This is a genomic window from Eisenibacter elegans DSM 3317 (assembly GCF_000430505.1).
GTDB classification, from domain to species: domain Bacteria; phylum Bacteroidota; class Bacteroidia; order Cytophagales; family Microscillaceae; genus Eisenibacter; species Eisenibacter elegans.
In genome coordinates, this window is record NZ_AUMD01000021.1 from 58628 (window position 1) to 79565 (window position 20938).

Here is a 20938-nt window from a genome sequence, read left to right on the forward strand (position 1 = left end):
AAAAGTACAGTTCAACTACTTTTCTAACACCACCTCTGTGTGTGAGGCGATGTTTTGTGATTCCGATGGGGCTGGTTTTTCCGCAACGGAGCTGGGTTTACGCCCGGCGCGACTCATCCAGAGTACTCCTGTGATGATGACGACAGCTCCCAGCCCTTGTACGGCGTTGATAGTTTCGCCTAAGATGCTATAGGCCATCAACAGAGTGGCGATAGGGCCTAAGGTAGCGGCGATGGAGGCATTATCAGCGCCGAGACGCTTGATACCCGACGAAAAGAGCAAGGCCGGAACTACCGTAGCCCCCACCGCAATACCTACGCTCAGGGCATAGACCTGCCAAGGGTAGGCCCAGAGCTGCGCTAAGGGTAGGGCGCAGAGGTAGTGTAAGAAGGTAGTCAGCCCTGCGCCCATCAGGGCGATGGCCGTAAAAAGCGCCGAACCAAAGCGCGGCACCAGTTGCTCGCTGCCTACAAGGTAAGCGGCATAAGTCAACGCCGAGCAGAGCACATAAGCCACTCCCCACCAGAAATAAGGTTGCGGTGCGGCGTTGCCCTGTCCTGCAAAGACCAAACCCATGCCGAGGTAGGTGAGCGCCACTGCTCCAATCTGCACTATGGAGATTTTCTTGCGCAGCCACAAGGCTGACAACAGCAGTACAAAGGTGGGGTAGGTAAACAAAATCAGCCGCTCCATCGAAGCCGAGATATATTGTAGGCCGATAAAGTCCAGCATACTGGCCAAATAGTAGCCCACTACGCCCAAAACTACGGCGGCCAGCCATTCCTTGCGGTTGGGGGCAAGTACCGCCGCAGGAGGCTTGCTCTGCCAAGCAATAAAAGCAAAAAATGGAAAAGCCATCAACATCCGCAAGGTAACCAAGCTTAGGCCATCGATGCCATAAGGATAGGCCAATTTTACAAAAATACCCTTGGTCGAAAAGCCCACTGCCGCCACCAAGATCATCAATACGCCACTCAGTTTGTTGCTCATAAGTCTTGTATGTGCGCCCAAAAACGTATATTTGCCACACTTGGCGCAACCGACTGCAAAGGTAGTCAAAGTAATGTGAAGACCGCTTATAGCGTCTTTCAATTCCTTACGCCCACCCCTCACTGCATACTTCATAACCAAGACCCTACCCGTGAAAGCACTCTTAAATCGACTTTTTAACCACGAAACCCTCACCAAAGCCGAAGCTGCCGAGGTACTTACCCATATTGCTCAAGGGGCTTACAATCCGGCGCAGATAGCCTCTTTCATCACTGTATACTTGATGCGCAGCATCACCGTCGAAGAGCTAGACGGCTTTCGTGAGGCCATGCTGGCGCTTTGTGTCCCTGCTCCTTTGAGCGATTACCGCCCCATAGACCTCTGTGGCACCGGAGGCGATGGTAAGGACACCTTCAATATCTCTACCCTCGCTTCGTTTGTAGTAGCAGCCAGCGGGGTCGCCGTGGCCAAGCACGGCAACTACGGCGTGTCGTCTATCTCCGGCTCTTCAACTGTGTTGGAGTATTTTGGGGTAAAGTTTAGCAACGATGCCGACCAGCTCCGCCGCCAGATGGATGCTACCGGGCTTTGCTTCTTACACGCACCACTGTTTCATCCGGCGCTCAAAAACGTAGGGCCTATCCGTAAGGAACTGGGTATCAAGACTTTTTTCAATATGCTGGGGCCTATGGTCAATCCAGCAGCGCCACCCTACCAACTCGTGGGTGTGTTTAGCGCAGAGTTGGCACGGCTCTATGCCTACCTCTACCAACAGACCAACAAACGCTTCAGTATCTTGCACTCCCTTGATGGTTACGACGAAATATCACTCACAGGCGCTTTCAAATGGTTAAGTAATGAAGGGGAGCGCATCCTCGAACCCGATGCCTTGGGGATGCCCCAATACCGACCTGAAGACCTCTTTGGCGGGGCTACCGTAGCCGATGCGGCAGCCATCTTCGCCCAAGTATTGCAAGGCCAAGGTACAGCTGCCCAAACAGATGCCGTGGTAGCCAATGCAGGGATGGCCATCCACTGTGCCCGCCCTGACACCTCCTTGTTGGATTGCCTCACGCAGGCGCGTGAAAGCCTCCTCAGTGGGCAAGCTCTGCAAACCTTTGAGCGATTTGTGGCCTTGGCTTCCTGATGTAGGGGGCTGGTAGGGCATATTTGTAAATCAGCTGTTCGTCAGATGAGACCTTACTTGATACAACCCATATCAGTTTGTAAACTATGGTTTTCACACCGCAATACCCCCTGACCCAAGGCTGTAGTTGTTATGCTCCCTGTACTTTTTTTGAAAACCTTTTTGGACTTTGTGCGAAGCAGAGTGGCGAGCTAAGGGCAAGCCATAAAATTATGCTATCTTTGCAACATTATTAGGAACAACATTTTATGCAGCCTCCCATTCTCCCCAAAGATTTTATTTATGGCATTCACGCAATCGAAGAGTGCCTTTTAGCCGACCAACAAATCGACAAGCTCTGGATACAGCAGGAGCTGAGTCAATCAGAGGCTGTGCGTGCCTTGGTACAGCAAGCACGCCAACGGCATATTCCTATTCATAAGTTGCCCCTAGCCAAGCTCAACCAGATTACCCGCAAAAACCATCAGGGAGTCATTGCTTTTCTGTCGCCTATTCGATTTGTTAATCTCCATCAGGTAATTCAGGCTACTTATGAGCGCGGCGATGTACCTTTTGTCCTTATCTTAGATCGCCTGACGGATGTGCGCAACTTTGGGGCGATTGCCCGTACTGCGGAGACCTCTGGGGTACATGCCATCGTCATCCCCAACAGAACAACCGCTCGCATTGGCAATGATGCTATGAAAACTTCTTCTGGGGCGCTTGGTTATATGCCGGTATGCCGCGAAGGAAACCTCGCACATACGGTTGCCTTTCTACAAAACTCAGGTTTGAAGGTAGTTGCCTGTACTGAAAAAACCGATACCCTGATGTACCAACACCAATACCAAGGCCCTACGGCGCTGGTGATTGGTTCAGAAGAAGATGGGATTTCAGAAGAAATTTTGGCATTGGTAGATGCCAAAGCCAAGATACCGATGTTTGGGCAGATAGGCTCCCTCAATGCCGCAGTTTCTGCCGGAATTTTGATGTATGAAGTGGTGCGCCAAAGGCTGCAACCACCCGCCAACTTCTAAACCCTAGAACCCCACAACCATGCGCCTCGTTTGCTTGTCAGATACTCATGGAAAACACGCACAAGTTACTGTGCCCGAAGGGGATATACTCATCCACGCAGGGGATTTCACGCGCAAAGGTAAATTGGAAGAAGTACAGGATTTCAATCAGTGGTTGATGGGTTTGCCTCATAGGCACAAAATAGTGGTCGCTGGCAATCACGATCATTGCTTTGAGCGCCAACCAGAACAAGCGCGGGCACTTCTGACAGCGGCACACTATCTCGAAGACGAGGCGCTTGTTTTGGAAGGGTTTCATTTTTGGGGTTCGCCGGTTACCCCTACATTTTTTAATCTGGCATTCAACCAAAAAAGAGGGGATGAGATTGGCCAAACTTGGGCGCAAATACCCACAAACACAGAGGTGCTCATTACCCATGGCCCTCCAATGGGCATCTTAGACCGTACTTTCTTGGGCAAGCACGTAGGCTGCGAAATGCTTCAAGCGCGCTTGGAGGTTCTTGGGCAATTACGTCTACACGTTTTTGGGCACATACACGAAGCCCAAGGGAAACGCCAAAAAGGCAGTTGTACCTTTGCCAATGTAGCTGTATTGGGTGCGCTATATAGGGTGGTACATCAGGCGCAAGTCTTTGATTTGTAGCCATACTGGAAATGTGTGGCTTTCTGGCAATCTACTAGCAGATTTCAAGGGTTTTCTTATCTTTGCGTGTCTTCATTCAGTAGAGGTGTACATCTTGTACCCAAGTTTCAATTAAAATTTTACCAATGAGATTACGCTTTCTCACCAGTATCGTCCCTTGTATTTTGTTAACCTTTCTCTTGCAGTCTTGTATGGTAGACCTGCCGATATTCAATACCGGCAATACCAACACAGGGAGCGGCCGTACTACTACCAGCGGCCAACGCTCGGGGGCTGTGCTCAAAGGGGAAGCATCATACTATGCCGACCGGTTCCAGGGCAAGCAAACTGCTAGCGGGGCGCGTTATGATAAAAATAAATTGACAGCAGCTCATAAAACTTTGGCCTTTGGTACGAAAGTGCGCGTCCGAAATTTGAAAAATAACCAACAAGTAACAGTGGTTATCAATGACCGTTTGCCGAGTACTTCCAAGCGAGAAATTGACCTTTCTTACAAGGCCGCCAGTACTATCGGAATGATTCGCGATGGGGTAGTGCCTGTCGAGATTACTATACTTCCCTAACCCCAACCCTATTTTTTGTAATGAATCTAGCAACAGCCCTCGTAACCGGCGCTGCCGGAGGTATTGGCTTTGAGTTGGCCAAGCTACTCTGTCTCGACGGCCATACAGTCATCTTGGTAGACATTGACGCTGGGCGCTTGGCTGCCGCTCAAGAGGCGCTCACACCTTTGGCCAAAGCGCCTCTCCATACTATTGCTCAAGACCTTACTGAGGCTCAGGCTGCCCAGCGTATTTATGAAACCCTAGAAGCTCAGGGCTTACAAGTTGATATACTAATCAACAATGCAGGGTTGGGAGATTTTGGTTTTTTTGCCGAAGCCCATTGGCCCAAACAAGAAACCATTATCAAGCTTAATATCTTGGCGCTGACTCACCTGACCCACCTGCTCATCCCGGGAATGATAGCCCGAAAACAAGGCCGAATAATGAATGTGGCCTCTATGGCAGCGTTTCAGCCTAGCCCTTTGATGTCTATCTACTTTGCCAGCAAGGCATTTGTGTTATCGTTTTCGGAGGCTTTGTCGAGCGAGCTTCGCCCCCACGGCATCAGTGTAACCGTGCTCTGTCCGGGAACTACCCGTACGGGCTTTCAGGCTGCTGTAGGAGCCGGAACCCCCGAGATGTCGGACAAGAAGTGGGCCTATGCCTCTGCCGAAGAGGTAGCGCTATACGGCTACCGCGCCATGATGCGAGGAACTACCATCGCCATACACGGCACAGTCAACAAGCTTTTGGTGTTTTTACAGCGTTTATTGCCGCGTAAAGTGGTGGTCAAAATGGTACGAAGAGGCCAAGAACGTAATCGCCGTGCTTTGGTACGAGCCCAACAGGCAAAAGCCTAGTAGGAGCTAGGCATTGTCTTGCTCCAAGTTGAGTGTTTGTTCAAAATCGACTATACGCGCACTCTCCTCCAGCGATATTTTCTTACCGGCTTTAAAACCAATGATGAGCACATCATCCGTCTGCTTGATATCACCCTGCCATTCCCGTAGGGTTTTTTCTAGTATCTTGGCCTGTTCATCAAAATCATACTGATGGATTTCGAGTAGGAGCTCGCGCAGGCGGCGGCTGCCAAATTTTTTGCTGCGGCTGCCTACTTGCCCAAATTGATCCTGGAATCCATCAGAAAAAATGTAGAAGCTCGTAGGCTCAGAGAGCTGGATGGTGTGTAGGTCGAAGCTGTCTTTTTGGACATAGTTGTTGAAGCCCCCAATAATGATTGGGTCGCCCTTGATATGGTGCAGCTCATTGTTTTGGATATATACCAAGGGGTGCGAGGCACCGGCATACTGAATTTTGGGCAGACCCAGCAGGCTGTAATACTCTACTGGGTAGGTATCGATAGTACAGATGGCGATATCCATGCCATCTTGGTTGCCGGTATGCTCTTGTGACAATACCCGCTGGACGCTCGTCCGGAGCTCGTTCAAAATCTTATCCGGCTCGGTAATGTTGCGTATGTTGACCAATTCATGTAGAATATCATTGCCGATAAGGCTCATAAACGCACCCGGGATACCGTGTCCGGTACAATCTACTGCTGCCAACACTACTTTGTATTTCTTCTGAGCAAACCAATAAAAATCGCCGCTGACAATATCGCGGGGTTGGAAAAACACAAAGGAGTTGGGTAGATGTGCCTGAATGTCTTCAAGCCTGGGCAATATCGCATTTTGGATGCGTTTGGCATACTTGATACTGTCTACAATATGGACATTTTGCTCCTCTACAATCAGGTTTTTTTCTTGCACTTTTTGCGCTACCAATGTGAGTTCTTGGTTGGCATATTGAAGCTTGTCATATGCTTCATTGATTTCGGCAGTGCGTTGGCGCACGGTCTCTTCCAAGGTTTGATTGCGCAGGCGTAGCTCACGGCTAATTTCATCAATGATTTGAAAAGCATCTGAAAATCGCCTAGCCAAAACAAACGATTGGATAAAGAAAAATACCAACAAGGCAGTCCAAAAAATCCACACTGATACATAGTAGGGGGCATATACTACGGTGATGAAATCAATCACATAGGCCGAAATCAGCACTCCCAGGCCGAGGGTTGTCAGGCCGGCATAGGGGCGCTTGAAGTACCAAGCCCTACCCGAAAGCCAAAAAACATATACAAACCCTCCCAGCAAAAACCATTGGAAATACAAAAATAGCAGGGATGAATGGCGTGTGGGCAATAGGATGGAGGCGGCAATCATCAAAACCACAGCTACCAACACGACCTTGGCCATCCACAGCTTGGCCTCAAAGGCAAACAGCTCATGTAAGTACAACAACCCTAGATAAAAGGCCAAGCTAAAGCTGATGACCCTCAGGCTGTGTGCCGCTTCCCAAGACAACAAGGGAACAAACTCTAATAAGAGGCTCTCGCCCAAAAGCGAAAGTTGGATACCGATAGACAGACAAAGCAGGCCATAGTGCAGTGCTTGGCGCTCTATGCGGCGTTGGCTGTAGAGAATCAGGTGGTAGATACCCATGACCAAGACCGTTGTCAAAAAAAACATTTCTACCAACTGGCGTGCCCTGCGATTTTTGTCCACTACTTGGTATTCGCCTACCCAAACAGGGCGGCGGCTGCCACTAAAATAGTAATGATGGTTGGAGTATTGCAAACAAAAATCCAAGGTATCGGCACGGGGTAATAGTAGCATCTGAGGAATGCTGAATGTCGGTACTTCTGTTGCCATATCAGTAGCAGCGTGGCCTGAGCTATGCAAAAGTTTCCCGTTGACATAGAGCCGATAGCCCCCTTGGAGATAGGGTAGGCTCAGCGCATAGGCTTCGGCTTGGTGTTTGGGCAAGATAACGCGCAAATGAAAAGTCCCCCAACGGACTCCTTGTGGTAAGCGGCCAAAACGCACAATTTTGCGTCGGTCATTGGTAGAAGCATAGGTGGTATCGAAGCGCTCAGCTACGAAGCTCCATTGGGTATTGAGGTTGGCTGCGCCTTCCGAAAGTTGGTATGCACCCGGAGGAGTATCTTTAAATTGCCCAAAGAGCATCAGCGGCATAAAGCTCCAACAAGACAAGCTAATCAGTATCAGATAATGGTAGTAGAGCCTCATGGTAGCGGTGATTTTAGCATCAAGATAGTCAGGAGACTGTTATTTCGAAGCTCGAAATGTGATACAAGCTTCAAAATAACAGCACACCGATGGTGTAGCACGCAATATAAAGCATATTCCGTTAAAATAAAAAAACTTAATTATGTAAGGTTTTTGAGTGATTCGAACAAATCCCACACCCTGTTGGTGCTAGCAAAACACCAGCAGACAAATCAACTTGATATAACCGGCTTTGGGGCTACAGTGCAGGCCGTAGCTAAGGGCTAAAAATCAGGGCAGGGGTTGCCTTTGCGTACTTTGGGTTTGACTCCTCGGCGCTCAGCACTAGGGATATTCCACACCAGTGACAGCTCGTGAGTGCCACCAGTTGCGGGACTGAGGCGCGAGATGGTCAGGTCATAACTATAACCTAACGCCAGTCCGCCAACACGCATTCCCACCAAGCCGACCAAGGCATCTTGGTTCAGCAGCGTGCCCTCGGGTGCTTTGAAGAGCAAACCTCGATACCATAGCCCAAACACAATAGGGCTGTAGGTATAGTAGAGGCCAAGGTCGAGCTGGTCAAATGCTCCTTGGTGTTTGTAGAGTAGCGTAGGGGTAAGGCTGATTTCTTTATAGCCAGGGCGGTATTTGTCGCGCCAGTTGGCAGCCTTTTCAAATACAATTTTGCGACCTACTTGTAAGGTGTAGCGAATTGGCAGGCGGTTTTGTCCTGCGCCGATAGTTTGGTTGGGGCGGGTAAGGTTATGGGCCGAAAGGCCTATCCAGAAATACTCATCATAGACCAGCCCGCCAGCGGCAAGGTTGAAATAGCCCAAGTTGCCGTCGGGTAGGGCTTCGGCAGTAGGGTTGGCGAAATTTTGCTGATTGGCTACAAACTGATCCCCAAAGAGCAACCCGGCAAAACTGCTAGAGCGCAACACATAACTTCCTTGCATCCCGAAGCGCGCCGTCCACCGGTCGCTCATGGCCAACTCATAAGCATATTGTATCCCAATATCAGTAGATTGTACCCCGCCGCTGGCGGCGGTCATGTCTTGTGTGATGAGCAGCCCAATGCCGCTGTTGATACGCTCTAAAAACACATCTACCCCACCCGAATAAGTAACAAAATTGGTTTCGAGGTTAGTCCACTGGTTGCGATAGTTTAGCCCCAAGCGAGTCTGATGAGTAGAACCTGCAAATGCCGGATTGGTAAAAAGAGGTGCTGCGTAATATTGTGAAAACTGCGGATCTTGGGCCTGCAAACCCTTAGGGATGAGCAGTATATTCCCCCAAATACAGGCTACTACAACAAGGAATCGGCGGAAATCAGTGTGCATAAGTTGGAAAGATTTATACCAAGGTTTATTTGATTTGTAGAAAATCAATTTCCCAAACTAATTTCCATTCAGTACAAGGGCTTGGGGTATACCACCACAAACCTAGGTTTGGGAGATTATGTTGACAATCTTTTAGTATCCTGCGGCATTCTATACAAAGGCCACTTCCTTGACCCCAAAGGTTTGTATAGCTCCTTCGCGCTCAATCTGCAAGCGCCCATAAGCATCTACCCCGATGATAGTCCCTTCCCATACAACATCGGTACGGAAAAGATGTTTTTGCTCCCTTCGATACAATAGGCTCAAGTAGCGCTCCCTTTGTTGGCTCGCCGCCCCTGCCTGTAGCAAAAGATATTGTTGTTCGATAGCTTTGAGGAGACGCTCCAATACTTCTTCAGTATAGGCTTGCTGACCGCTGAGCTGCTTGATAGAACCCGCATGGGGTGCTGTCGCAAAATTGGTCTGATTGACATTAAGCCCTATACCCACAATACACTGCTCAATACGGCTACCCTTCAAGCTGTTTTCAATCAACAGTCCGCACAGTTTTTGTTCCTCTACGTACAAATCATTAGGCCATTTGATATAACAAACCATTTGGGGCAAGTACTGTTGTAATACTTCTTGTAGGGCTAACGAAACAGCAATGCTGAGCTGGAATTGACTGGAGGCCTCCAAAAACTTGGGTTTCAATAAGATAGAGAAAGTCAGGTTTTGATATGGAGCCGATTCCCACCCATTACCTTGCTGGCCTCGGCCTGCTGTTTGTACAGGGGTAACGACCAAAGTCCCTTCGGGTAGGTCGGATTGGGAAGCCAACTGGCGGAGTGTACTGCTGGTTGACTGACACTCTGGCAGGACAAATCGGCGCTTCCCTACAAATAATGTGTCAAATGAGCCGTTGTTCAAAGAATTTTTGTAGTTTTACCCTCAAATTTAACGATAAAGAATGAAACAAACCAAATTGGCAACAAATTCGAAGGAAATAGGGATGTTGGCTGCACAAGGGATGCAGGAGAAAAAGGGCAAAAATATTTTACTCTTAGACCTCACGCAGGTACATCAAGCGGTTGCCGACTATTTTGTGATTTGTTCGGGTGGCACACACAACCAAGTCGATGCCATTGCTGATTCGGTAGAAGATGCTATCTATAAAGCTACCGGAGAGCACCCTTGGCGCAAAGAAGGCCGCCAAAATGGCGAATGGATTATCATCGACTATTCTAACGTGGTGGTACATGTGTTCCGAAGCGACCGCCGCGCTTTCTATGCCTTAGAAGACCTTTGGGGTGACGCTCGCATCACAGCCATCGAGTCAGAAAAAGACTAAACCGAACAAACCCGACCTCGAATTTGTTTTGAATACTCTAACGACCTGTATTAGCATAAAATGAGCAATAATAAGAAAAAACTACCCGTTCCCCCACCGCGTGGAGGGGGCTACCAGCTTTGGATTATCGTAAGCATTGTCGTAGTCATTATCGGGGTTACCTACTTTAGTAAAAGTGGAGCAGCCGTAGAAATTACAGAGCGCGAATTTCACAAGATGTTGGCCACTGAGAAAATCCAAGAGGTGGTCGTCTACAACCGCGAAGAAGTAGAGGTTACACTCAAGCCGGCTGCCCTGCCCGAATACGAATCGCGCCTTACGATGCAGCGCTCGCCTTTCCCCACAGAGCGAGGTCCACATTTCAAGTTCCGGATTATTTCCCCAGATAATTTCTCTGACCGCTTCGTAAAAGTACAGGCTGAGGCCGGAATCCCCGAAGACAAACGCATTGGCTTCCGCTCCGAACGCCGCTCTGATATCGGGCTACAACTGCTCAACTGGGCATTGTTGATTTCGATGATTGTTGTAGTCTGGATTATTATGCGCCGGATGTCAGGTGCAGGTGGACCCGGAGGGCAGATTTTCAACATCGGCAAATCTCGGGCAACACTTTTTGATGCCGAAAACCGCGTCAAAATCACTTTCAATGATGTCGCCGGGTTGGATGAGGCCAAGGAAGAGGTTCAAGAAGTAGTAGACTTTTTGCGTAGCCCCGAAAAATACCGCGACCTAGGGGGCAAAATCCCCAAAGGGGTACTCCTTGTAGGCCCTCCGGGCACAGGCAAAACCCTATTGGCCAAGGCTGTAGCCGGCGAAGCCAATGTCCCTTTCTTTTCGCTCTCAGGCTCTGACTTTGTGGAGATGTTTGTAGGAGTGGGTGCGGCTCGCGTCAGAGACTTGTTCAAACAAGCCAAAGAGAAAGCGCCTTGTATTGTATTCATCGATGAGATTGATGCCATCGGGCGATCTCGTGGGCGTGGCGCAATGCCCGGTGCCAATGATGAGCGCGAAAATACACTCAACTCTCTCTTGGTAGAAATGGATGGATTCTCGACCGACACCGGCGTAATCATCCTAGCAGCTACCAACCGCCCTGATGTACTCGACTCTGCCCTGATGCGTCCAGGACGCTTCGACCGCCAAATCAGCATTGATAAGCCCGATATCGTAGGACGCGAGGCCATCTTCAAGGTACACCTCAAGCCTTTGCGTAAGTCCGAAGGCGTAGATGCTAAGAAATTAGCTGCCCAAACCCCTGGGTTTGCCGGTGCCGAAATCGCCAACGTATGTAACGAGGCTGCCCTCATAGCCGCCCGACGCGACAAAAAGGCCATCGATATGCAAGATTTCCAAGATGCCATCGACCGTGTGATTGGAGGATTGGAGAAGAAGAACAAGCTCATCTTGCCCGAAGAGAAACGTACCGTAGCCTATCACGAGGCAGGCCACGCTGTCGCCGGATGGTTCTTAGAACACGCAGACCCCTTGGTCAAGGTCAGTATTGTACCCCGTGGGGTAGCCGCCTTGGGATATGCCCAATACCTCCCCCGCGAGCAGTTCCTCTATACCACAGAGCAACTCTTGGACGAAATGTGTATGACTCTTGGCGGACGCGCTGCCGAAGACATTGTGTTTGGGAAAATCTCCACCGGTGCACTCAGCGACTTGGAGCGCATTACCAAAATGGCCTATAGTATGGTCTCTATCTATGGAATGAACGATAAGATAGGCAATGTGTCGTTTTATGACTCCAAACAATCGGACTACTCGTTCAACAAACCATACTCTGATGCGACGGCTCAAACCATCGACGAAGAGGTACGCAAATTGATAGATACGGCCTATGAGCGCACTAAGGCGCTCCTGACCCAGCACCGCGAGGCGCTCGAAAAGGTAGCTCAAGAGCTGCTCTCCAAGGAGATACTATTCCAAACAGATTTGGAAAACCTCATTGGCAAACGCCCCTTTGACCGCCAGACTACCTATCAGGCTTACACCAATGCGGCTAGCCCTGAGGCCGAAGCCGCTGCGCCTGCTAACGAAGTTACGGCCACACAGGAAGCCCCCTCAGACAACGAAAACGCTGCCTGATGAGCCAAAATAGTCGCGAACAGATATTGCGCAATATCCAACAAGCGCTACAGAAACCAACCGAGAAGCCGATGCCTAAGCCCGACTTCTCGGCTTCGGTATATATCCCCCCTGTGTCGCCGTATTTGGATGTCGCTTTTGCCGAAAATTTTAAGAAGAACAAAAGCACTTTCTTCTTTTGTCAAAGCATCGAAGAAGCCCTGCTGACACTCAAACGCTACTTGCAAGAAAAGGCTTATGAACACGTGTTTGTATGGGAAGAATATTTGCAAAAACTGATGGATGTGGCACAATTGCCCTACCAAAAAGACGAAGCGCTGCTATTGCAGTCTGAAGTAAGCATCACACTTTGCGAAGCCCTAGCCGCCCGCACAGGCAGCATCTTGGTCTCCTCTCGCCAGCAGGCAGGGCGGCGGCTGAGTATCTATCCTCCGGCACATATTGTGGTGGCGTTTACTTCCCAAATCCAACCCGACCTCAAAGAAGCGCTGACCTTCGTACAGGAACAATATACTCCCAACTTCCCCTCGATGCTTTCGGTCATCAGTGGGCCCAGCCAAACGGCAGACATTGAAAAAACCTTGGTATTGGGCGCACACGGCCCCAAAGAACTGACACTCTTTCTCATTGATGAGTCCTGATATCTCGCTCCAATCTTTTTTAGCGCCGCATTTTCCGAAGATGAATACCGGAAAGCGGCTTTTTTTTGCCTCTGACTTCCACTTGGGCGCACCTAATGCGGATAAAAGCCGCCGCCGCGAGTTGGATATTATCGATTGGTTGGAGCAAATCCGCCCCGAAGCTGCTGCTATTGTGTTGGTGGGAGATATTTTTGATTTTTGGTACGAATACCGCCACGTTATCCCTAAAGGCTTTGTGCGCTTCCAAGGGAAACTGGCCGAGTTGAGTGATGCCGGAATCCCCATCGCTTTTTTTACTGGCAACCACGATATGTGGATGCAACGCTACTTCTGGGAGGAACTGGGCATACCCGTTTATCGTCAGCCACAAAGCCTCCATATCGCCAACCAAAAACTATACATCGGCCACGGCGACGGCTTAGGGCCGGGCGACTATACCTACAAGTTGCTCAAAAGGGTATTTGAAAACCGATTGGCACGATGGCTCTTTTCGCGGCTTGTACATCCCGACTGGGGAGTGGGCTTGGCCCTCTTTTGGTCGAGAAGCAGCCGCGCCCGAAATCAGAAAAAAGGAGAAGAGCAATTTATGGGCGAAAAAGAATGGCTCTGGCAGTATTGCCGCAGCTTAGAACAAACCAACCCCCACGATTGGTACATCTTCGGGCATCGGCACTTGCCCCTTGACTTGCCCGTAGGCACACAAAGCCGCTATATCAACTTGGGCGAATGGCTGCACCATTATACCTATGCTAGCTATGACGGCCAACAAGTACATTTGCAGACTTTTGAACCCGTGTCAGTAGCCTCTTAAATCTCTGAAAATCAGTGATATTTTACTTGGAAAGTAGATGCGCTCAAAACCATTGAGCCTCAAGAAAATCAAATCCAGCAAACCCGCCAATCAGGTAAATCTTGGGATATCATACTTTTTTTGACCGCTCGCTCAAAAAGTACAGCCCAAGGGTTTTGAATGACCTTATTTTTGCATAAATTCGCTGGTAGTTTAAGTTTCGTTTTGCTTGTTGGCGCTAAAACCGCATAACGTTTTGGCAATCAATACTTAACACACATCAGTACTTAGTGTAAATCTAAACTCTCAAGTATATGTCTAAATTTGCTGAACTCACCTTAGACGGGAAAACATACCAATTGCCAGTAATTGTAGGTACTGAGGGAGAGCACGCCATCGATATCACCAAGCTTCGTGATATGACAGGCTATATCACCCTAGATACAGGCTACAAAAACACAGGCTCTACTACAAGTGCCGTTACGTTCTTGGACGGAGAACAAGGAATCCTGCACTACCGTGGCTACCCTATCGAGCAATTAGCCGAGAAATCTACATTTTTGGAAGTAGCTTACCTCTTGATTCACGGGGAGCTACCTACGAAGGAGCAGTTTGAAGTGTTTGAACGCGGCATCCGTCGCCGTACCTTGGTCAATGAGGATATGCGCAAAATTTTTGACGGCTTCCCTGTCAATGCACACCCGATGGGCGTAATGGCTGCTCTGGCTTCTGCCTTGGCTACTTTCTACCCTGGCGCGATTGACCCTAACCTCGACCCTGATGCCATCAACTTACGTATCGCCCGCCTGATTGCCAAAATGCCAACACTGGCCGCTTGGGCGTACAAAAACTCTAACGGACACCCCGTAAACTATCCGCAGAACAAGTTCAACTACATCGAGAACTTCTTGTATATGATGTTCAGCCTGCCGGTAGAAGAGTATACCCCAGACCCAGTGGTGGTAGATGCGCTAGACAAGCTGCTGATCCTGCATGCCGATCACGAGCAAAACTGCTCTGCTTCAACAGTACGCTTGGTAGGTTCTTCACAAGTAAGCTTGTACTCTGCCGTATCAGGTGGTATCAGCTCACTATGGGGCCCTCTACACGGCGGAGCTAACCAAGAGGTGCTCGAAATGTTGGAGGCCATTCACCAAGATGGTGGCAACGTAGATAAGTTTATCGAAAAGGCCAAAGACAAAAATAGCGGCTTCCGCCTAATGGGCTTCGGACACCGTGTGTACAAAAACTTCGACCCCCGCGCCAAAATCATCAAAGTAGCCTGCGACAATGTATTGAACAAGCTAGGAGTAAATGATCCCTTGCTCGAAATTGCTAAAAAACTCGAAGAGCGCGCCCTCAATGACCCCTACTTCGTAGAGAAAAAGCTTTATCCGAACGTAGACTTCTATTCAGGCATTATCTACAAAGCCATTGGTATTCCGACCAATATGTTTACGGTAATGTTTGCGCTTGGCCGCCTACCAGGCTGGATTGCGCAGTGGCTCGAAATGCGCACTGACAAGCAGCCTATCGGTCGCCCTCGTCAGATTTACACTGGGCATACCAAGCGTGATTATGTTCCGATGGAGCAACGCTAGTTGTCTGATACATTAATTTTTCCCGTACAAACCGCCCCGCAAGCTTTTGCGCCGGCGGTTTTTTTCTAAAATAGCTATACCAAAACCAGACTCAATAGGCCATAATGGTACACATTGGACATATTGACACAAAAATTTCACTCTAGCAAGCTTTTTGTACAAATAGAATAGGTATGTGTGCCTATTTTATTTTTTTGATAGATATTTTTGAAGTTATCCAAGAAATTCGCTCAAAACCAAAGCTCGGCTAGCTGAGTAATTTGCTGTATTTTGACTCAAAATCTTTGCATCTATTGGAGATTTACGTATTTTCGCCATTGATTACCACACGAGAACTAATCGTTAAACCCTCTTAAATTTCAATTACACACTACATTGCTATGAAAAAACTACTATTTGCAGCAGCCCTCTTCTTCGCTACTTCAGCCACTGTATGGGCGCAAGGCATCGAACTAGGCATCCGCGCTGGCGGTACTTTTACCAGCGGCAGAACTGAGCTGCCAGCCGCTCAAGGAGTTCAGGTACTGGCTCCTAACCCACTTCCTTTTGGTATCCCCGCACTTAATAACAGTGGTAATGGGGCAGGCACTGGTTTTGTAGCCGGTGTTTATGGACGTTTAACACTCCCCTTGGGTTTCTTTGTTCAGGCTGAGGTGGACTATGTAAGAATCCAATTAAACCAAAAAGTAGATGCGCCTTTTGCGTTTACCACTGTCGTACCTGTACAGGGTGTAGGCAATGTAGCCAGTGAAATTCGATTTGCAGGAGTAGAATCTACTACTAATGCAGCCGGTTTCAATATTCCTTTGCACTTCGGTAAAAGCTTTGCCGGTGGATTGGTACGTGCCTACTTAGGCCCTAATTTTCTGTTTTTGAGCAGCGCGGAGCAAAAAGCAGATTATGAATATGTTGGAGCTACTGGTGCTCTAGCTGCCCAAAATAATCAATTACAATTAGCTTTTAGCGAAACTCGTACAGACGATCTTACACAACCTACATTGGACCCCAACCGTCAGGTCTTGAGCTTCATCGTAGGCGTTGAGGTAGGTGTAGGTGTCAACTTACCTGTAGGTGGTTTGGGTGTAGACTTGCGCTATAGCGTGCCAGCCATCACGGGTGTATACGAAAACAAAGACATCAAAGGCTTCTTGGGCATCACATCGCTCACTGTAAGCAAGCGTCTTTTCAAGCTTGGTATGTAAGCGAGCGATAACGCTAGTAATACAAACAACCATACAAAGCACCCCTTGGGGGTGCTTTGTTGCGTTAAAAAAATAGTAACAAAAACGTGCCAAATCAGTTCAAAGACAAAGAAGCGTAGGCTTATGGAGGAAACACTCAAAAAAAGCCTTCGAGGTATTGTTTGAACGCGGAGTTTTTTATCTTTGGTAAAAATAAATTTGCAAGGTTTTAGCGGGAAGGTATCGATAGGTGGCCGCATCGCCCGCAAAGCTATGCTAAACCTACACCCATTAAATAGATAGCACTATGCAGATGCCCATGGAGGAAAACTCTTGGTTGTATATGGAGCTGAACAAGGTGTCGCCACACTATCTCGACATCTTGTGGGCAGATGGATGGCGGCATTTTGGCAGCTTTTTTTTCCGGGATAAGTTTGGGTTTCATCGCGGTCAGAAAGTCCCTATCTTGCCGCTGCGTATCAATCTCCACAAGTTCCGTTTTTCTAAGAGCCAACAAAAGCTGCTCAAACGACAAGCCGCCAGCGAAGTACTGATACGGACAGCACATATTGATGACGCTAAATACGAAATGTTTTTCAAACACATTCATCGGTTTGAAGACAATGTCCCCGATTCTATCCACGATTTCTTGGGCCAAGACCCCTCACAAATCCCAGCCCCGATGTTGGAGTGTTGTTTGTTGAGGGAAGGGCGGATGTATGCAGTCAGCTTTTTTGATAAGGGCAACAAGGCCAGCTCTAGTGTATACGCTATGTTTGACCCGGCCTATGGCCAGCTCAGCCCCGGCTTACACACACTCTTGGCCGAGATAGAGTTTTCCCTTGCCCATCAAATGGATTATGTCTACCTAGGGTATGCGTACCGTGAGTCTTCACATTATGACTACAAAAAACGCTTCTATGGCCTAGAATTTTATGACTGGAATGGCAAATGGCACGATTATCCACGCCTTACTGGAGAAGATGAAGCATAATAGGCCCAATCAAAACTGGTTTGGGAAATGTATTTGAAAATCCTTGAGACCCAAGAAAATTAACCCTTACAAACCCTCAAATCAAGTGAATCTTGGTATAAAATCTAGGCAAAAGCTTGGATAGTTCATTAGAACTCTGTAATATTGCAATCGCTTTTGGAAACACCTGATTTTCGAAAGCCTCCGGACCCATAGCTCAGTCGGTTAGAGCATCTGACTCATAATCAGAGGGTCGCTGGTTCGAGCCCAGCTGGGTCCACCAAGCTGTTAGCCAAACAGACTAATACAAATGCCTCAAACAATACTACATACTTCAGGAAGTTGGTGGCGCGGTCAAGACCTGACTGCTGCCGAAAGACCTGCGTATGTACGGTGAGGAAAGCAGCACACCGACAGGTGTGTTTGTGTACTCCCAAAAACTTACAAAGCTCATTGCCTCGGCAGTGAGCTTTTTTTGTTGTCCAAACTTGATTACAGCTTCCCCAAAACACTTCTTATCACCTATTTCTACCCAACACAATGCTCCCACGCTACCAACTCCAAACCCAACACAAACGCTTGCTGGCTGACACACTGACGCCGGTGAGTATCTATCTCAAGGTGCGCGACAAGTTTCCCAATGCCATCTTGCTCGAAAGCTCGGACTACCACGGAGCCGAAAACACCTTTTCCTATATTTGCTTCGCACCAATGGCAGGCTTTAGTCTCAGCCAAGGAAAGGTTACGTATAGTTACGCCAATGGCCAAAATATCCAGCGTCAGCTAACACAACCCCAAGAGGCTATCGGGGCTTTGCAAACTTTTTTGGACAGCTTTGAGGCCGAAAAGCTGCCCTTCCATTTCATCACCCAGGGGGTGTTTGGCTATACGACATACGATGCTGTCCAGTATTTTGAAGAAGTTTCGATTCAGCGCCCAAGCAATGCCGACACTCACATTCCGGAGATGCGTTATCACCTCTACGGCTATGTAATTGCCATCAACCACTTCAAAAACGAGCTATATCTCTTTGAGCATAGCTGCCCGGAGCTGCCCGGGGTTACCAATGGGTTAGAGGTCATCGAGGCGCTCCTACACAACAAAAATGTACCTGCCTACAGCTTCAGCTGTGTTGGCGAAGAACAGGCCAATATGGACGATGCCCACTTTCTGAAGATGATTGCTCAGGGGCAACAACACTGTAAGCGGGGCGATGTGTTTCAGATAGTGCTCTCTAGGCGCTTTTCGCAAGCTTTCAAAGGAGACGAGTTTAATGTGTACCGAGCGCTGCGCTCCATCAACCCCTCGCCCTACTTGTTTTATTTTGACTATGGTAGCTTCAAGATTTTTGGCTCTTCGCCCGAAGCGCAGCTGGTGGTCAAAGGGCAAAAGGCCGAGATACACCCCATCGCGGGGACGTTCAAACGTACCGGCAACGACGAGTCCGACGCAGAGCTAGCCCGCCTACTCGCCGCCGATGAAAAAGAAAACGCTGAGCACGTGATGCTCGTAGACTTAGCCCGCAACGACCTCAGCCGCAATGGCAGTCAGGTACAGGTCGAGACCTTCAAAGAAATCCAGTATTACTCACACCTCATCCACTTGGTGTCGAAGGTAACGGCACATATCCCACCACAAACAGCGGCCTTACAGTTATTTGCCGATACTTTTCCCGCCGGCACGCTCTCCGGCGCTCCCAAACACCGAGCCCTGACCCTGATAAACCGCTACGAGCCTTCGAACCGAGGGTATTATGGCGGCGCTATTGGCTTTATGAGCTTCGAGGGAGAGCTCAACCACGCTATTATGATTCGTTCATTCTTGAGCCAAGGCAACCGGCTGCATTATCAGGCCGGCGCGGGGGTTGTTTCTAAGTCTGTTCCTGAGAATGAGCTAGAAGAAGTGCATAACAAGCTTCGCGCCCTGCGTACTGCCCTTCAAGAAGCGCAAAATATCCGCTAATCCCTTTGAGAAATCAATATGAAAATTTTAGTACTCGACAACTACGACTCTTTTGTGTACAATCTCGTACATCTTTTGCGCGAACTAGGGCATAGCCCTGAGGTGTTCCGCAACAACAAACTGCCCTTGGAGGCAGTGGCAGCTTATGATAAAATCCTGCTTTCGCCGGGGCCGGGCATCCCCTCCGAAGCAGGGTTGATGCCGCAAATCATCGAAGCGTATGCTGCTCAGAAAAGCATCTTGGGCGTATGCCTAGGCCATCAGGCCATCGGAGAGGCGTTTGGTGCCCAACTTCACAATTTGCCCGAAGTCTTGCATGGCATCAGTTCTACGATGCACATCACAGATACTTCAGAGCCGCTTTTTGCCGGCTTGCCTGAGCAACTCTCCATCGGCCACTATCATTCTTGGGTTGTAGAAGCAGGAAGTCTACCCGAAAGCCTGCGCATCACCGCAACGGATGAGCGCGGCCACGTAATGGCCTTGGCTCATACCCGATATGATGTGCGTGGCGTGCAATTTCACCCTGAGTCGGTGATGACCGCCCACGGACGAGAAATGCTGGCCAATTGGTTGGGAATCTAAGCGCCTCTCCCACTATTGGCTCATTTATATCAAGACGCACGAGATTTAAGGATGTACAGGGTTTGATTTTCTTGATTATCAAGGATTTTCAGCACACATATTTCCCAAACCAATTGTGGTTGAGTATAAAAAAACCCACGGGTGAAGCCGTGGGTTAAAAAATAAGATTTCTTACTATCCTGAAGCCAGCGTTATTTCATAAACTGGTGTCGGCTTAGGGTTATTGATGGTTTATTTTTTTCGCAGTTGTTGTATGGTCTCTATTGCCAACCCGGTGAGTTGTTGGATAATATGCTCATCCAATCCTTCTCTAATCGCTTTTTGGGCAGTCTGAACTATAGTGTTTACCTGATTTTTCTTTGTCGCGGTAGTTTAGGGCTTTTACAGATGGCAACTCATTGGCAAGCAGGTTATTGAGGAAATCAGTCAGTAAATCTTTGTTGCGTTCGGTATCAAAGATACGCTTGAATCCGAAATCAGTAAAGAGGTCAATACAGCGCCCTATGGATGAAGCGTGAGCCATTGTGTGGGAGGTTAGGGAGATGTAGGGTTTGGGCAGTAGTTTAGGTTTTTGACCAATTGAGCAGTTCTCGCTGCCTTCGGGGTAGCTTGTCTACTACAAGTTCGTAGGAGTGTCGTATCCAATGTCGTATTTCATCGTCGGTGAGTTCTCCATTCATCAGGATGGTATTCCAATGTCGTTTGCTCATGTGATAACCCGGCTGTATAGCCTCATACATTTCGCGTAGTTCAAGGGCTTTTTCGGGATCACATTTGAGGTTGATACTCTCAAATTCGTTGAGGTCAGTTGCGGCAAACATTTTATCAAACACCTTGAAAACGAGGGTATTCTCATCAAAAGGGAGGCTTTCACTTGTTTCGGGAAAGGCTAGGCAGTAGTTTCTAAACTCTTCTATATTCATAAGCGGCAAGCAACTTGGGTTAGGGAGAAATCGTCGGAAGTAGAAAGATACAAAAATTTGAGCTAAACCCCATCCGCCTCCCCTCAGATGCCAGCCAAACGAGCCGGCAATG

At 48.6% G+C, this 20938-nt stretch carries 20 protein-coding genes and 1 tRNA gene; 15 read left to right on the forward strand and 6 right to left on the reverse strand.

Features of this window, described 5'->3' with window-relative positions; translation table 11 throughout:
• Window positions 1-15: 15 nt before the first annotated feature.
• Window positions 16-990, reverse strand: a complete 975-nt coding sequence (locus G499_RS19365; RefSeq protein ID WP_051296120.1) for a DMT family transporter — start codon at window positions 988-990, stop codon at window positions 16-18.
• Window positions 991-1141: 151 nt separating this feature from the next.
• Here G499_RS19365 and trpD point away from each other — a divergent pair, with 151 nt between their 5' ends.
• The 5 genes from trpD (at window position 1142) to G499_RS19380 (ending at window position 5201) form a co-directional block, all read left to right on the forward strand.
• On the forward strand, window positions 1142-2137 hold the full coding sequence (gene trpD, locus G499_RS0109035; protein ID WP_026999674.1) for an anthranilate phosphoribosyltransferase: 996 nt from the start codon (window positions 1142-1144) through the stop codon (window positions 2135-2137).
• A 248-nt stretch (window positions 2138-2385) separates the two neighbouring features.
• The gene (rlmB, locus tag G499_RS19370; RefSeq protein ID WP_035727079.1) at window positions 2386-3153 is read left to right on the forward strand and encodes a 23S rRNA (guanosine(2251)-2'-O)-methyltransferase RlmB; all 768 of its coding nucleotides are present in this window, start codon (window positions 2386-2388) and stop codon (window positions 3151-3153) included.
• A 19-nt stretch (window positions 3154-3172) separates the two neighbouring features.
• Entirely contained in the window at window positions 3173-3796 is a 624-nt protein-coding gene (locus G499_RS19375; protein WP_035727081.1) for a metallophosphatase domain-containing protein, read from the forward strand.
• Window positions 3797-3921: 125 nt separating this feature from the next.
• Window positions 3922-4359, forward strand: coding sequence for a septal ring lytic transglycosylase RlpA family protein (locus tag G499_RS0109050; RefSeq protein WP_245576718.1), 438 nt, complete (start codon window positions 3922-3924; stop codon window positions 4357-4359).
• A gap of 20 nt (window positions 4360-4379) precedes the next feature.
• The gene (locus tag G499_RS19380; protein WP_035727083.1) at window positions 4380-5201 is read left to right on the forward strand and encodes an SDR family NAD(P)-dependent oxidoreductase; all 822 of its coding nucleotides are present in this window, start codon (window positions 4380-4382) and stop codon (window positions 5199-5201) included.
• Between the two features lie 6 nt (window positions 5202-5207).
• On the opposite strand, the gene G499_RS0109060 is transcribed toward G499_RS19380, so the two are convergent.
• The 3 genes from G499_RS0109060 to G499_RS0109075 form a co-directional block, all read right to left on the reverse strand.
• Window positions 5208-7427 (reverse strand): PP2C family protein-serine/threonine phosphatase, encoded by a 2220-nt coding sequence (locus tag G499_RS0109060; RefSeq protein ID WP_026999676.1) that lies wholly within the window; start codon window positions 7425-7427, stop codon window positions 5208-5210.
• A gap of 263 nt (window positions 7428-7690) precedes the next feature.
• Window positions 7691-8749, reverse strand: coding sequence for a PorP/SprF family type IX secretion system membrane protein (locus G499_RS0109070; RefSeq protein WP_026999678.1), 1059 nt, complete (start codon window positions 8747-8749; stop codon window positions 7691-7693).
• 150 nt (window positions 8750-8899) lie between these two features.
• Window positions 8900-9658 carry a biotin--[acetyl-CoA-carboxylase] ligase gene (locus G499_RS0109075; protein ID WP_026999679.1) on the reverse strand — a complete coding sequence of 253 codons (759 nt, stop codon included), beginning with the start codon at window positions 9656-9658 and terminating at the stop codon, window positions 8900-8902.
• A gap of 40 nt (window positions 9659-9698) precedes the next feature.
• Between G499_RS0109075 and rsfS the strand changes: the two genes are divergently transcribed.
• The 10 genes from rsfS (at window position 9699) to G499_RS0109125 (ending at window position 19903) form a co-directional block, all read left to right on the forward strand.
• On the forward strand, window positions 9699-10079 hold the full coding sequence (rsfS, locus tag G499_RS0109080) for a ribosome silencing factor (RefSeq protein WP_026999680.1): 381 nt from the start codon (window positions 9699-9701) through the stop codon (window positions 10077-10079).
• Between the two features lie 60 nt (window positions 10080-10139).
• Complete coding sequence (gene ftsH / locus G499_RS0109085) at window positions 10140-12170, forward strand: ATP-dependent zinc metalloprotease FtsH (RefSeq protein WP_026999681.1); 2031 nt, start codon at window positions 10140-10142, stop codon at window positions 12168-12170.
• Entirely contained in the window at window positions 12170-12811 is a 642-nt protein-coding gene (locus tag G499_RS0109090; RefSeq protein WP_026999682.1) for a LutC/YkgG family protein, read from the forward strand. Before ftsH ends, G499_RS0109090 begins: the two co-directional genes overlap by 1 nt.
• Entirely contained in the window at window positions 12801-13622 is an 822-nt protein-coding gene (locus tag G499_RS0109095) for a UDP-2,3-diacylglucosamine diphosphatase (protein WP_245576719.1), read from the forward strand. The genes G499_RS0109090 and G499_RS0109095 overlap by 11 nt, the downstream gene beginning before the upstream one ends.
• A gap of 293 nt (window positions 13623-13915) precedes the next feature.
• Window positions 13916-15202 carry a citrate synthase gene (locus G499_RS0109100; RefSeq protein ID WP_026999684.1) on the forward strand — a complete coding sequence of 429 codons (1287 nt, stop codon included), beginning with the start codon at window positions 13916-13918 and terminating at the stop codon, window positions 15200-15202.
• Window positions 15203-15582: 380 nt separating this feature from the next.
• Complete coding sequence (locus tag G499_RS0109105; protein WP_026999685.1) at window positions 15583-16404, forward strand: outer membrane beta-barrel protein; 822 nt, start codon at window positions 15583-15585, stop codon at window positions 16402-16404.
• Between the two features lie 286 nt (window positions 16405-16690).
• Window positions 16691-17377, forward strand: coding sequence for a hypothetical protein (locus tag G499_RS19385; RefSeq protein WP_051296121.1), 687 nt, complete (start codon window positions 16691-16693; stop codon window positions 17375-17377).
• A 185-nt stretch (window positions 17378-17562) separates the two neighbouring features.
• Window positions 17563-17639 (forward strand) — tRNA-Ile (locus G499_RS0109115).
• 257 nt (window positions 17640-17896) lie between these two features.
• Window positions 17897-19318 (forward strand): anthranilate synthase component I family protein, encoded by a 1422-nt coding sequence (locus G499_RS0109120; protein ID WP_026999686.1) that lies wholly within the window; start codon window positions 17897-17899, stop codon window positions 19316-19318.
• Between the two features lie 18 nt (window positions 19319-19336).
• Window positions 19337-19903, forward strand: a complete 567-nt coding sequence (locus G499_RS0109125; RefSeq protein WP_026999687.1) for an anthranilate synthase component II — start codon at window positions 19337-19339, stop codon at window positions 19901-19903.
• Between the two features lie 310 nt (window positions 19904-20213).
• On the opposite strand, the gene G499_RS0109130 is transcribed toward G499_RS0109125, so the two are convergent.
• Both G499_RS0109130 and G499_RS0109135 read right to left on the reverse strand, forming a co-directional pair.
• Window positions 20214-20426 (reverse strand): PD-(D/E)XK nuclease family transposase, encoded by a 213-nt coding sequence (locus G499_RS0109130; protein ID WP_026999688.1) that lies wholly within the window; start codon window positions 20424-20426, stop codon window positions 20214-20216.
• Between the two features lie 40 nt (window positions 20427-20466).
• Entirely contained in the window at window positions 20467-20826 is a 360-nt protein-coding gene (locus G499_RS0109135; protein WP_026999689.1) for an MmcQ/YjbR family DNA-binding protein, read from the reverse strand.
• Window positions 20827-20938: the final 112 nt, after the last annotated feature.

What these genes read in the sequence shown, in the direction of transcription:
- G499_RS19375 (WP_035727081.1), top strand. Translation starts at nt 3,173, where the DNA reads ATGCGCCTCGTTTGCTTGTCAGATACTCATGGAAAACACGCACAAGTT.
- G499_RS0109135 (WP_026999689.1), bottom strand. Translation starts at nt 20,826, where the DNA reads ATGAATATAGAAGAGTTTAGAAACTACTGCCTAGCCTTTCCCGAAACA.
- G499_RS0109125 (WP_026999687.1), top strand. Translation starts at nt 19,337, where the DNA reads ATGAAAATTTTAGTACTCGACAACTACGACTCTTTTGTGTACAATCTC.
- G499_RS0109100 (WP_026999684.1), top strand. Translation starts at nt 13,916, where the DNA reads ATGTCTAAATTTGCTGAACTCACCTTAGACGGGAAAACATACCAATTG.
- G499_RS0109095 (WP_245576719.1), top strand. Translation starts at nt 12,801, where the DNA reads ATGAGTCCTGATATCTCGCTCCAATCTTTTTTAGCGCCGCATTTTCCG.
- G499_RS0109070 (WP_026999678.1), bottom strand. Translation starts at nt 8,749, where the DNA reads ATGCACACTGATTTCCGCCGATTCCTTGTTGTAGTAGCCTGTATTTGG.
- G499_RS0109120 (WP_026999686.1), top strand. Translation starts at nt 17,897, where the DNA reads ATGCTCCCACGCTACCAACTCCAAACCCAACACAAACGCTTGCTGGCT.
- G499_RS0109105 (WP_026999685.1), top strand. Translation starts at nt 15,583, where the DNA reads ATGAAAAAACTACTATTTGCAGCAGCCCTCTTCTTCGCTACTTCAGCC.
- G499_RS19380 (WP_035727083.1), top strand. Translation starts at nt 4,380, where the DNA reads ATGAATCTAGCAACAGCCCTCGTAACCGGCGCTGCCGGAGGTATTGGC.
- G499_RS0109090 (WP_026999682.1), top strand. Translation starts at nt 12,170, where the DNA reads ATGAGCCAAAATAGTCGCGAACAGATATTGCGCAATATCCAACAAGCG.
- G499_RS19365 (WP_051296120.1), bottom strand. Translation starts at nt 990, where the DNA reads ATGAGCAACAAACTGAGTGGCGTATTGATGATCTTGGTGGCGGCAGTG.
- G499_RS0109060 (WP_026999676.1), bottom strand. Translation starts at nt 7,427, where the DNA reads ATGAGGCTCTACTACCATTATCTGATACTGATTAGCTTGTCTTGTTGG.
- rsfS (WP_026999680.1), top strand. Translation starts at nt 9,699, where the DNA reads ATGAAACAAACCAAATTGGCAACAAATTCGAAGGAAATAGGGATGTTG.
- G499_RS19385 (WP_051296121.1), top strand. Translation starts at nt 16,691, where the DNA reads ATGCAGATGCCCATGGAGGAAAACTCTTGGTTGTATATGGAGCTGAAC.
- ftsH (WP_026999681.1), top strand. Translation starts at nt 10,140, where the DNA reads ATGAGCAATAATAAGAAAAAACTACCCGTTCCCCCACCGCGTGGAGGG.
- rlmB (WP_035727079.1), top strand. Translation starts at nt 2,386, where the DNA reads ATGCAGCCTCCCATTCTCCCCAAAGATTTTATTTATGGCATTCACGCA.
- G499_RS0109050 (WP_245576718.1), top strand. Translation starts at nt 3,922, where the DNA reads ATGAGATTACGCTTTCTCACCAGTATCGTCCCTTGTATTTTGTTAACC.
- G499_RS0109130 (WP_026999688.1), bottom strand. Translation starts at nt 20,426, where the DNA reads ATGGCTCACGCTTCATCCATAGGGCGCTGTATTGACCTCTTTACTGAT.